The sequence below is a fragment of the Streptomyces sp. NPDC048484 genome (genome assembly GCF_040651415.1).
In the GTDB taxonomy this organism is placed as follows: Bacteria; Actinomycetota; Actinomycetes; order Streptomycetales; family Streptomycetaceae; genus Streptomyces.
In genome coordinates this window covers 108,538-120,420 of sequence record NZ_JBEZJY010000033.1, presented here as the reverse complement: position 1 = coordinate 120,420, position 11,883 = coordinate 108,538, and the positions used below count along the sequence as shown (strand labels likewise).

The 11,883-nt window shown below is 69.5% G+C and carries 9 protein-coding genes; 4 read left to right on the top strand and 5 right to left on the bottom strand.

Annotation, left to right across the window (positions count from 1 at the left end; translation table 11 throughout):
• Both AB0D14_RS30100 and coxB read right to left on the bottom strand, forming a co-directional pair.
• On the bottom strand, positions 1-632 hold a 632-nt coding region (locus AB0D14_RS30100; protein ID WP_362785339.1), incomplete at its 3' end, for a cbb3-type cytochrome c oxidase subunit I.
• Positions 629-1,588: a cytochrome c oxidase subunit II gene (coxB, locus tag AB0D14_RS30095; RefSeq protein WP_362785337.1), complete on the bottom strand. Its 960-nt coding sequence runs from the start codon at positions 1,586-1,588 to the stop codon at positions 629-631. The genes AB0D14_RS30100 and coxB, both read right to left, overlap by 4 nt.
• Before the next feature lie 350 nt (positions 1,589-1,938).
• Here coxB and AB0D14_RS30090 point away from each other — a divergent pair, with 350 nt between their 5' ends.
• A complete protein-coding gene (locus tag AB0D14_RS30090; protein ID WP_362785335.1) occupies positions 1,939-3,339 on the top strand; it encodes an aminotransferase class V-fold PLP-dependent enzyme in 1,401 nt (466 codons plus the stop codon).
• Between the two features lie 22 nt (positions 3,340-3,361).
• Here the strand turns inward: AB0D14_RS30090 and AB0D14_RS30085 are convergent, their stop codons facing one another.
• Positions 3,362-4,336: a carbohydrate kinase family protein gene (locus AB0D14_RS30085; RefSeq protein ID WP_362785332.1), complete on the bottom strand. Its 975-nt coding sequence runs from the start codon at positions 4,334-4,336 to the stop codon at positions 3,362-3,364.
• Positions 4,337-4,506: 170 nt separating this feature from the next.
• Between AB0D14_RS30085 and AB0D14_RS30080 the strand changes: the two genes are divergently transcribed.
• Together AB0D14_RS30080 and AB0D14_RS30075 are read left to right on the top strand one after the other, a co-directional pair.
• Positions 4,507-4,734, top strand: a complete 228-nt coding sequence (locus tag AB0D14_RS30080) for a hypothetical protein (protein WP_362785330.1) — start codon at positions 4,507-4,509, stop codon at positions 4,732-4,734.
• Positions 4,735-4,942: 208 nt separating this feature from the next.
• A complete protein-coding gene (locus AB0D14_RS30075; RefSeq protein ID WP_362785327.1) occupies positions 4,943-6,529 on the top strand; it encodes a hypothetical protein in 1,587 nt (528 codons plus the stop codon).
• A 102-nt stretch (positions 6,530-6,631) separates the two neighbouring features.
• Here the strand turns inward: AB0D14_RS30075 and AB0D14_RS30070 are convergent, their stop codons facing one another.
• On the bottom strand, positions 6,632-6,988 hold the full coding sequence (locus AB0D14_RS30070) for an iron-sulfur cluster assembly accessory protein (protein ID WP_362785324.1): 357 nt from the start codon (positions 6,986-6,988) through the stop codon (positions 6,632-6,634).
• 305 nt (positions 6,989-7,293) lie between these two features.
• Here AB0D14_RS30070 and nadA point away from each other — a divergent pair, with 305 nt between their 5' ends.
• Complete coding sequence (gene nadA / locus AB0D14_RS30065) at positions 7,294-8,478, top strand: quinolinate synthase NadA (RefSeq protein WP_362785322.1); 1,185 nt, start codon at positions 7,294-7,296, stop codon at positions 8,476-8,478.
• A gap of 133 nt (positions 8,479-8,611) precedes the next feature.
• Here the strand turns inward: nadA and AB0D14_RS30060 are convergent, their stop codons facing one another.
• Positions 8,612-11,746, bottom strand: coding sequence for an efflux RND transporter permease subunit (locus tag AB0D14_RS30060; RefSeq protein ID WP_362785319.1), 3,135 nt, complete (start codon positions 11,744-11,746; stop codon positions 8,612-8,614).
• Positions 11,747-11,883 lie beyond the last annotated feature (137 nt).

Here is an 11,883-nt window from a genome sequence, read left to right as displayed (position 1 = left end):
ATCGGCATGCGGAACATGGTCATGCCGGGGGCGCGCATGCAGATGATGGTGGTGATGAAGTTGACCGCGCCCAGGATGGTGCCGAAGCCGGAGAAGGCCAGACCCATGATCCACATGTCGGCGCCGATGCCCGGCGAGCGGACCGCGTCGGACAGCGGGCTGTAGGCGAACCAGCCGAAGTCGGCCGCGCCCTGCGGGGTGAGGAAGCCACCGACCGCGATCAGCGAACCGAACAGGTACAGCCAGTAGGCGAACATGTTCAGCCGCGGGAACGCCACGTCCGGCGCACCGATCTGCAGCGGCATGATCCAGTTCGTGAAGCCGGCGAACAGCGGCGTCGCGAACATCAGCAGCATGATCGTGCCGTGCATCGTGAACGCCTGGTTGAACTGCTCGTTCGACATGATCTGCGTGCCGGGACGGGCCAGCTCGGCGCGCATGAACAGCGCCATGACGCCGCCGATGCAGAAGAACGCGAACGACGTGACCAGGTACATCGTGCCGATCGTCTTGTGGTCCGTGGTGGTCAGCCACTTGATCACGACGTTGCCCGGCTGCTTGCGCCGGACCGGCACCTCGTTCTGGTAGTGCTCGGTCTCGGCGGCACCCTGAGGTTCGTTGAGGATGCTCACAGTACGTTCGTCTCCCGTTCCTTCTCGTGGTCCGTCTGCTCGATACCGGCCGGGACGTAACCGGTCTGGCCCTTCTCGGCGAGCTTCTTGAGGTGGGCCTCGTAGCGCTCGGGAGAGACGACCTTCACGTTGAAGAGCATCCGGGAGTGGTCGACGCCGCAGAGCTCGGCGCACTTGCCCAGGAAGGTGCCCTCCTTGTTGGGGGTCACCTGGAAGGAGTTGGTGTGGCCCGGGATGACGTCCTGCTTCATGAGGAACGGCACCACCCAGAAGGAGTGGATGACGTCGCGCGAAGTGAGGACGAAGCGGACCGTCTTGCCCTTGGGGAGCCAGAGGGTCGGACCGGGGTTTCCGGTCTGCGTGTTCTCCGTGCCGGGCGTGCCGACGTCGTAGACACCGCCGGCGTTCGCCGGGAATTCCTTCTTGAACCGCTGCGGGATCGCGTCGAGGTTCTTGTCGGTCTTCGCGTCACCGGTCGCGCCGTCGACGTTCTCGATGTAGTTGAAGCCCCAGCTCCACTGGAAGCCGACGACGTTGACCGTGACGTCGGGCTTCTTGTCGAGACTGAGGAGCTTCGACTCGTCGCGGGCTGTGAAGTAGAACAGCACCGAGACAATGATGAGGGGGACCACCGTGTACAGCGCCTCGATGGGCATGTTGTACCGGGTCTGCGGGGGAACTTCGACCTTGCTGCGGCTGCGCCGGTGGAAGAACGCACTCCACAGGATCAGGCCCCATACCAGCACGCCCGTGACGAGTGCTGCGGCCCAGGAACCCTGCCACAGGGAGAGGATCCGGGGACCCTCTTCAGTCGTGGGGGTGGGCATACCAAGGCGGGGGAAGTCCTTGTATGTGCAACCGGTGGCGGTCGCCAGGACCAGTCCCGCAGTCAGTGCCTGCAGCAGCTTCCGCCGCATCGGGCGCCGCGGCGAGCGGTCGGAGCCGTAGGGACTCACGTAGCGCCTTCCCGAGAGTCTCGCCCGCGCGGTCGGCTGCGGCCTTCTCGCTGGTAGGTCGCCGCCCTGCGTCGGGCAGGGGTTTGGATGTTTATGCGGACCAAACCCTACTGGACGCTTTTTGGGGTCGCGCGGGGAGGGTCCCCAACGCGCCGCCACTCACCCCGAAGGGGTGGAACCGGGGGCGCCGGGACGGATGTGACGGGCCGTTCGCGGGTCACCTCCGGCGCGCCTGAGCTCGGGTGGTGCGGTACGTGGGCGGCTGCGGGGTCCGCTGCGGCTGCCCGCGCAGCCGCGGCCGACACACCACCCCCAGCACCCCACACCGCAGGGAGCGTTAGCGTGACCCCGTGTCCTACTTCGACGCCGCATCGTCCGCCCCTCTCCATCCCGTGGCCCGTCAGGCCCTGCAGGCCTCGCTCGACGAGGGCTGGGCGGATCCGGCCCGCCTCTACCGGGAGGGGCGGCGCGCCAGGCTCCTCCTGGACGCCGCCCGCGAGGCCGCCGCCGAGTCGGTCGGCTGCCGCCCGGACGAGCTGGCGTTCACCTCGTCCGGCACGCGCGCGGTGCACACGGGAATCGCCGGCGCGCTCGCCGGACGCCACCGCGTCGGACGCCACCTGATCGTGTCCGCGGTCGAACATTCTTCGGTACTCCATTCAGCGGAGGCGCACCGGCACGAGGGCGGAACGGTGTCCGAAGTGCCCGTTCTGCGTACGGGTGCGGTGTCCCCCGGCACGTACGCAGACGCCCTGCGGCCCGACACCGCGCTCGCCTGCCTCCAGTCCGCCAACCACGAGGTGGGCACGGAGCAGCCGGTGGCCGCCGTCGCCGAGGCGTGCCGCGAGGCGGGGGTGCCGCTGCTGGTGGACGCGGCGCAGTCACTGGCCTGGGGACAGGTCGAAGGCGGCTGGTCGTTGCTGACGGGCAGCGCCCACAAGTGGGGCGGGCCGGCGGGGGTCGGACTGCTCGCGGTGCGCAAGGGCGTGCGGTACGCGCCCCAGGGCCCCGCCGACGAACGGGAGTCGGGGCGTTCTCCCGGCTTCGAGAACATCCCGGCCGTCGTCGCCGCGGCGGCCTCCCTGCGTGCCGTACGGGCCGAGGCCGTCGCCGAGGCGGCCCGGCTGAGGGAGTTGACGGACCGGATCCGCGCCCGGGTGCCTGAACTGGTCCCGGACGTGGAGGTGGTGGGCGATCCGGTTGCCCGGCTCCCCCATCTCCTGACCTTCTCGTGTCTCTATGTCGACGGAGAGACTCTGCTGCACGAGCTGGACCGTGCGGGGTTCTCCGTCTCGTCCGGATCGTCCTGCACGAGCAGCACGCTGACGCCCAGCCATGTGCTGAAGGCCATGGGCGTGCTGAGCGAGGGCAACGTCCGGGTGTCGCTCCCCCCGGGCACACCGGCACAGGAGGTGGACCGTTTCCTGGAGGTTTTGCCGCGCACGGTCGCGGCGGTCCGCGAGAAGCTGGGCGCCCCGGCGACCGCCACGGCGACGCCGGTCCGGGCCGGCACCGACACCCCGGGCCCCCTGGTCGTGGACGCCCTCGGCAGGCGCTGCCCCGTCCCCGTGATCGAACTCGCCAAGGTGATCACCGACGTCCCCCTCGGCGGCACCGTCCGCGTCCTCTCGGACGACGAGGCGGCCCGCCTGGACATCCCGGCCTGGTGCGAGATGCGGGGCCAGGAGTACGTGGGAGAGGAGCCGGCGGAACGGGGAACGGCGTACACCGTCCGCCGGCTCACGGAGTGACCTCCTGGACCAGGTGCTCCTGCTAGACCAGGTGCTCCTGAACCTCCGCCGCGGCGTCATGCCCGTACGCCTTCGTGAACCGGTCCAGGAAGTGCGACCGCCGCAGCTGGTACTCCTGCGTGCCCTTGGTCTCGATGACGAGCGTGGCGAGCATGCACCCGACCTGCGCGGCCCGCTCGTGCGGGACACCCCAGGCCAGTCCCGACAGGAAGCCCGCACGGAAGGCGTCCCCGACCCCCGTCGGGTCGACCTTCGCGGTCTCCTCCGGGACGCCGACCTCGATCGGGTCCGAGCCGACGCTCTCGATGCGTACGCCGCGCGCCCCGAGCGTCGTCACCCGGTGGCCGACCCTGGCGAGGATCTCGGCGTCGGTCCAGCCGGTCTTGGACTCGATGAGCCCCTTCTCGTACTCGTTGGAGAAGAGGAAGGTCGCTCCGTCGAGGAGCAGGCGGATCTCGTCGCCGTCCATGCGGGCGATCTGCTGGGAGAAGTCGGCGGCGAAGGGGATCGCGCGGCTCCGGCACTCCTCGGTGTGCCGGAGCATCCCCTCGGGGTCGTCCGCGCCGATCAGGACGAGGTCGAGTCCGCCCACCCGGTCGGCGACCTTCTTGAGCTCGATGAGACGGGCCTCGCTCATGGCACCGGTGTAGAAGGAGCCGATCTGGTTGTGATCGGCGTCCGTGGTGCAGACGAAGCGCGCGGTGTGCAGCACCTCGGAGATCCGGACGGACTCGGTGTCGACGCCGTGCCGGTCCAGCCAGGCCCGGTACTCGTCGAAGTCGGAGCCCGCGGCCCCGACCAGGATCGGCGAGGTGCCGAGCTGGCCCATGCCGAAGGCGATGTTCGCGCCCACGCCGCCCCGGCGTACGTCCAGATTGTCGACCAGGAAGGAGAGCGAGACCGTGTGCAGCTGATCCGCGACCAGTTGGTCGGCGAAGCGGCCGGGGAAGGTCATGAGGTGGTCGGTGGCGATGGAGCCCGAGACAGCGATACGCACGACTAGGACACGCTCCTGCGAGGAGGGGGATTGACAGTTCACGCTACCGGGTCGGCGCCCGGCCGAGAGCGGGTCCCACCGGAGTCCTCCGGAGTCCTCGATTTCGAAGCAGGCAAAACTACCCAATAGTAGGGCTTTTCCGTCCGCCTTCCGGTGCATACGGTTCCGGTATGACGAACCTCAAGCTCCCTGGCGAAGCTCCGCTCGGCCTCGAAGGACTGGAAGGCCCCGAAGGCGGTCTCGCGGAGCTGCGGGGCGACTGCGCGCGCATGGTCCCGCACTGGGAGGCCCCCGTTCGGATCATTGCCCACCCGGTGTCCCCGGCACTCATCCACGGCGTGACCGTGCCGCCGGCCTCCGCCCGCCTGCTCGACGCCATGTCCGACTACGGGGACTGATCTCCCGGAGGGCGCGCGGCGCGAGCGCGCGTTTCGAGTTCTCTCCTTACCGATTCGAGCCCTCTCCTTACCGAAGGGAACCGCACGCTCCCCCGCCGCGTCCCATCGCTGTCCCCTGTAAAGGGGAGGCAGGATACGACCCTGCTGTGCCCTGACCCGGTCAGGGACGGGTTCCTTGGGGCGACGGCGTGGCAGAAGGAGCAATGCGGTGGACACCGAGCGACCCGACAACGACGCGGCCGAAGCCGCCGACGAGGACCAGCCGCGCCGACGGCGTTCGCCGGTGGTCGTCGCCTCGGTGGCGGCCGCGGTGCTTCTCGTCGGCGGCGGCGGGGCGTACTTCGCCACCACCGCGTCCGGCGGATCGGGAGGCGGCGACAGCTCCGGTGAGCCGGGCGGCGACGGGACTCCTCCGCTCCTCGCCCTCGACGGCTACACGCAGAGCGGTGCGAGCGGCACCGCCGGCACCAGCGGCATCGCCCCCGGCGAGCCCGACCCGAACGGTGCGACCTACCGCGCCGAGGGCGAGCTGCCCGACGGGCCCTCCTCCGCGGCCGTCTACCGGGCGAAGGGCCAGGTCACCGCGGCCGAGGTGGCGAGGCTCGCGAAGGCTCTGGGCGTGACGGGCACACCGAAGGCGGAGGGCGACGCCTGGAAGGTCGGAGCCACGAAGGACGCTTTCGGGCCCGGCCTGCGGGTGAGCAGGAAGGCGCCCGGCAGCTGGACGTTCAACCGCTTCGCGCCCGGCACCGACAACTGCAAGGGCACCACCACGTGCGCGAGCAGGAGCGCCGGCGGGAGTGGCAACAGGAGTGGCAAAGGGAACGGCGGCGGGAGCGAGAGCGCCAGGGGTGCCGCGGTGGACCCGGTGAGCGCGGCCGCCGCGAAGAAGGCGGCTGCGCCGGTTCTCAAGGCGGTCGGCCAGGACGACGCGAAGCTCGACGCCGATGGGCTGACGGATGCCGTGCGCGTGGTGAACGCGGAGCCCGAGGTCGGCGGGCTGCCGACCCACGGCTGGACGACCGACGTCCAGATCGGCCCGGACGGCCAGGTGGTGGGCGGCAGCGGCCAGTTGAAGGCGCCGCTGAAGGGGGACACGTACCCCGTCATCAGCGCCGAGAAGACGCTCGGGCTGCTGAACGGGTCCGGGACGGGTGACGGGCGGGTGGGCATCGGCGGCTGCGCGAGCCCCGTAGCGCCGAAGGACGGGAGCGCGCCACCCTGCGGGACGTCGAGCGCGGCCCCGAAGCCCGAACCGGTGGTCGTCGAGGACGCCGTGTTCGGTCTGGCCGCGCACTTCGTGGACGGCCGGCAGGCGCTGGTGCCGTCCTGGCTCTTCGAGGTACGCCCCTCGGGGACCGGCGACAGCTTCACGGTCACCCATCCCGCGGTCGACCCCGAGTACCTGACCGCTCCACAGCCGCCGGACGCCGTCCCGAGCGAGGATCCGACGGTTCGGCCGAGCCCGCGGACGAGCGAGCCCGGTGGCGGGACGACCGCGGCGCCCACGACGCGGGACGTCCAGGTCGAGGGCTACAGCGTGGACGGCAAGGAGCTGACCGTGCGCTTCACGGGCGGCGTGTGCAGCGACTACTCGGCCTCGGCGGACGAGACCGACGGCAAGGTGACGGTCCGGGTGACCGACAAGCCGTGGCCGGACAAGGTCTGCATCATGATCGCCAAGGTGTTCCACGAGAAGGTCGACCTCGACGAACCGCTCGGGGACCGCAAGGTGGTCGGCTCGGACGGCAAGGCCGTGCCGCCGGAGAAGGACCTGCCCAACCCGACCGGCTGACGACCGCCGGTCTGCGGGAGAACGCGGAAGGCGGCGCCCCGCTGGAGGGGGCGCCGCCTTTCTGCGTGGCTCGGCGTACGACTGCGCGGCGTACGGCTCGGTTTAGCTGAACGAGTCGCCGCAGGCGCAGGAGCCCGTCGCGTTCGGGTTGTCGATCGTGAAGCCCTGCTTCTCGATGGTGTCGACGAAGTCGATGGAGGCGCCGCCCAGGTACGGGGCGCTCATGCGGTCGGTGACCACCTTCACGTCACCGAACTCCTTGACGACGTCGCCGTCGAGGGAGCGCTCGTCGAAGAAGAGCTGGTATCGCAGGCCGGAGCAGCCGCCGGGCTGAACGGCGACGCGCAGCGCCAGATCGTCGCGGCCCTCCTGCTCCAGCAGGCCCTTGACCTTGCCCGCGGCGGCGTCCGACAGGAGGATGCCGTCGCTCACGGTGGTGGTCTCGTCCGATACGGACATCTGCTTCTCTCCCGGGTTGTACGGAGACTGCTTGCCGACGGTTGCAACCGCCAGGGCCGCGGATTCATTCCGGGCCGAGCGTGTGTCTTTACCTTCCCTCTTCATGCTCGCACACCCGGTTGCAAGCGGAAAACGACCTGTGGACAACCCTTTGCGGGATTCACGTCACATGGACGTTATGGGCATCGTCAAAGTGACGTGAAGCGGTTATGATAGATAACGTCATTTCGACGAAAAGGCGTGTCCTGCTTGATCGTTCCAGTCGGACGGTCCAAGCGAGCCGCAGAACAGAAAGGGTGCGTGTCGTGACCACGGCCCAGACTCAGGAGCTCGACGTACAGCCGACGCCCCTCGCCCTGCTGCTGCTCGGCCGCGAGGCCGACCCGCGCAGCGAGCGCGGCGTCGAGTGCCCAGGTGACCTGCCCTCGCCGTCCGACCCGAACCTGGTGGAGCGCGCCCGCGCCGCCAAGGAGAAGCTCGGGAGCAAGGTGTTCGTACTCGGCCACCACTACCAGCGCGACGAGGTCATCCAGTTCGCGGACGTCACGGGCGACTCGTTCAAGCTGGCCAGGGACGCCGCTGCGCGCCCCGAGGCCGAGTACATCGTCTTCTGCGGTGTGCACTTCATGGCCGAGTCGGCGGACATCCTGACCTCCGACGACCAGAAGGTGGTCCTGCCCGACCTGGCCGCCGGGTGCTCGATGGCCGACATGGCCACCGCCGAGCAGGTCGCCGAGTGCTGGGACGTACTGACCGAGGCCGGGATAGCCGAGCAGGTCGTGCCCGTCTCCTACATGAACTCGTCCGCGGACATCAAGGCGTTCACGGGCAAGCACGGTGGCACGATCTGCACGTCGTCCAATGCCAAGAAGGCGCTGGACTGGGCGTTCGAGCAGGGCGAGAAGGTCCTGTTCCTCCCCGACCAGCACCTGGGCCGCAACACCGCCGTACGCGACCTCGGGATGTCGCTGGACGACTGCGTCCTCTACAACCCGCACAAGCCGAACGGCGGGCTGACCGCCGAGCAGCTGCGGGACGCGAAGATGATCCTGTGGCGTGGGCACTGCTCGGTGCACGGCCGCTTCTCGGTGGAGTCGGTGGAGGACGTGCGCGCCCGCATCCCCGGTGTGAACGTGCTCGTCCACCCCGAGTGCAAGCACGAGGTCGTGTCCGCCGCGGACTACGTGGGTTCCACGGAGTACATCATCAAGGCGCTGGAGGCGGCCCCGGCCGGCTCGAAGTGGGCCATCGGTACGGAGCTGAACCTCGTCCGGCGCCTGGCGAACCGGTTCGCGCCCGAGGGCAAGGAGGTCGTCTTCCTCGACAAGACGGTCTGCTTCTGCTCGACCATGAACCGCATCGACCTGCCGCACCTGGTCTGGACCCTGGAGTCCCTGGCCGAGGGCAACCTGGTGAACCGAATAGAGGTGGACCGGGAGACCGAGCAGTTCGCCAAGCTGGCGCTTGAGCGGATGCTGGCGCTGCCGTAAGGGTTTCGTCTGCAGCCGCGGTGGGGGCTGGTCGCGCCCCGCGACGGAGCCGCAAAGTGTCACAGCCCCGCGCCCCTACTCGGTAGGGGCGCGGGGAACTGCGCAACGGGGTGCGGGGGCGGAGCCCCCGCTGCTACACCCCGGCCGGCTCCGGCTTGTCCGAGTCGGATGATGCCGGGCGGTCGGAAGGCTCGGCCTTCTTCGACCGCTTCGCGGCCTTCTTCTTCGCGCGGCGCTCCTTGCGGAGTTCGACCATCGCGTAGAGCGTCGGCACGAGGAGCAGGGTCAGCAGTGTCGACGAGATCAGGCCGCCGATCACGACCACCGCGAGCGGCTGGGCTATGAAGCCGCCCTCGCCGGTGATGCCGAGGGCCATCGGCAGCAGGGCGAAGATGGTCGCCAGGGCCGTCATGAGGATCGGGCGCAGACGGTGCCTGCCGCCTTCCACCACGGCCTCGACGACGCCGTAACCCTGCTTGCGGTACTGGTTGATCAGGTCGATCAGCACGATCGCGTTGGTGACGACGATGCCGATGAGCATCAGCATGCCGATCATCGACGGCACACCCATAGGCGTACCGGTGACGACCAGCAGACCGATCGCGCCCGTCGCCGCGAAGGGGATCGAGACGAGCAGGATCAGCGGCTGGATCAGCGACCGGAAGGTCGCCACCAGCAGCATGAACACGATCGCGATGGCCGCGAGCATCGCGAGGGCGAGCGACGCGAACGCGTCGTCCTGGTCCTCGGACACCCCGCCGATGGCGGCCGTGGCGCCGGCCGGCAGCTTCAGCGCGTCGAGCTTGGACGTGAGGTCGGCGCTGACCGCGCCGGTGTTGTCGCCGGTCGGCTTGGCCGTGATGGTGGCCGCGCGCTGACCGTCGATACGGGTCATCGACACCGGGCCGTCGACCAGCTTCACCGTCGCTATGTCACCGAGTTTCACCGCGCCGAGCTTGAGGTTCCGCAGCTCGGACAGCGTCTTCGCCGGCTTCGCCGAGGTGATGACGACGTCCCGCTCGGTGTCGTCCAGGATCGCCTTGCCGCTGGTGGTGCCGCGCACCGCCTGGCCGACGGCCGCCCCGAGGGTGGTGTCGTTGAACCCGGCAGCCGCCGCCTTGTCGTTGGCCCTGACCGAGATCCGCGGCACCGACTGGGCGAGGTCGCTGGTGACGTCGGTGACGTCGTCGAGCCCGGCGACCTCGTCCCGGACCTTCTCCGCCGCCTCGCGCAGCACGTCCCCGTCGGCGGCCTTCACCACGACGCTCAGGTCCTGGCTGCCGAACCCGTCACCGGCCGCGACCGTCGTCGTACCGATCCCGGAGAGCTTGCCGAGCCCTTCCTCGATGCTGTCCTGGACGTCGTCGAAGGAGGCCGAGCCGGCCACCTTGACGGTGTACGAGGCCTGGTTGGTGTCCGTGCCCCCGCCGAACGCGGCCATGAAGCCGGAGGAGCCGATCGTGACCTGGTAGTCCTCGATGCCCTTGACCCCGGCGAGCATCTTCTCGACCTTCTTGGCCTGGTCGTCGGTCGCGGCCAGGCTGGTGCCGGGCTTCAGCTCCTGCTTGACGGTGAGGACTTCCTGGTCGCCCTGGTCGAAGAAGTTCGTCTTCAGCAGGGGTGCCATGCCGAACGTACCGAGGAGGACCACCACCGCGATCGCCACACTGGTGAGGCGGCGACGGGTCGCGAAGCGCAGCACGGGAACGTAGAAGCGCTGGAGGCGGCTGCGCGTCTCCTTCTCCTCGGCCTTGCGGCGGGCCTCCTCCGGGTCGGCTCCGCGCACGTCCTTGGGGGCGCGCAGGAACCAGTACGAGAGCACCGGTACGACCGTCAGCGAGACGAGCAGCGAGGCCAGCAGGGCCGCCGTGACCGTCAGCGAGAACGAGCCGAACAGTTCGCCGACCATGCCGCCGGTCAGGCCGATGGGCAGGAAGACGGCGACGGTGGTGAGGGTCGAGGCGGTGACGGCGCCCGCGACCTCGCGTACGGCCTTGAGGATCGCCTCCTGGCGCTCCTCGCCGTAGCCGAGGTGCCGCTTGATGTTCTCAAGGACCACGATCGAGTCGTCGACGACCCGGCCGATGGCGATGGTCAGGGCGCCCAGCGTCAGGATGTTGAGCGATTCGCCGCGGATCCACAGCACGATCAGCGCGAGGACCACCGACATCGGGATGGAGACCGCGGTGACCAGCGTCGAGCGGAGCGACGCCAGGAAGACCAGGATGACCAGGACCGCGAAGAGCAGACCGAGTCCGCCTTCGGTGGTCAGGCCCTTGATGGACTTGGAGACGGCAGGGCCCTGGTCGCTGACGACCGTCAGCGTGGCGCCGGACCCGAGGTCCTTGCGCAGACCGGGCAGCTTGTCCTGGACCGCGTCGGAGACCGCGACCGCGCTGCCGTCGTGGTCCATCGTGACGGAGACGGCGAGGCTGGGCTTGCCGTCGGTACGGGTGATGGACTCCGTCCTGGCGGGCTTCTCCTCGACGGTGGCGACGGTACCGAGGCGTACGGGCTTCTTGCCGCCCTCGCCCGTGACCATCAGGTCCTCGATCTGCTTCAGCGAGGTGAAGCCGCCGCCGACCTGGACGGTGCGGTTGCTGCCGTCCTCGTCGAAGGAGCCGGCCGGTACGGTCGCGCCGCCCGCCTGGAGGGCCTGGCCGAGCGCGGCCGTGGTCAGCCCCGCCCTCGCCAGCTTCGCGTCGTCGGGCGTGACCGCGACCTCCAGGTCCTGGACGCCGTCGACCGTGACCTGGCCGACGCCGTCGATCTCCTTCAGCGCGGGGACGACGGTACGGTCCAGCTGGTCCGAGAGGGTCTGCTGGTCGCTGCCCGAGGCGACGGCGAGGACCACGGTCGGGATGTCGTCGGTCGAACCGGCGACCACCTGCGGGTCCACGTCGTCCGGAAGCTGGACGCGGGCCCGGTTCACGGCCTGCTGGACGTCGGCCACGATCTGCGCGGAGTCGTTGCCGTAGTCGAAGGAGGCCATGATCAGGGCGTTGCCCTCACTGGCCGTGGAGGTGACGCCCGAGATCCCGTCGACCGCTTCGAGGTTGTCCTCGATGGGCTCGACGACCTGCTTCTCGACCACGTCGGGGGACGCGCCCTGGTACGGCGCCAGGACCGACACCATGGGCAGTTCGATGGTGGGCAGCAGCTGCTGCTTGAGTTGCGGGATCGCTATCGCCCCGAAGACGAGCGCGATGATCGACATCAGCCCTATGAGGGCACGCTGGGACAGGCTGAAGCGGGACAGCCAGGACATGGGTGTCGGGTCTCTCTTCTGTGGCTCGGGGCTGTGGCTTGTGTCTGAGGAGCGGCGCGATGGGCTCATGTGAGCGTCCGCTTATCACTCTGAGCCATGGGCGGGCCCCACCCGTCGCCCCCAGGTCCCGTTTCCTT

What these genes read in the sequence shown, in the direction of transcription:
- AB0D14_RS30080 (WP_362785330.1), top strand. Translation starts at nt 4,507, where the DNA reads ATGACGAACCTCAAGCTCCCTGGCGAAGCTCCGCTCGGCCTCGAAGGA.
- AB0D14_RS30070 (WP_362785324.1), bottom strand. Translation starts at nt 6,988, where the DNA reads ATGTCCGTATCGGACGAGACCACCACCGTGAGCGACGGCATCCTCCTG.
- AB0D14_RS30060 (WP_362785319.1), bottom strand. Translation starts at nt 11,746, where the DNA reads ATGTCCTGGCTGTCCCGCTTCAGCCTGTCCCAGCGTGCCCTCATAGGG.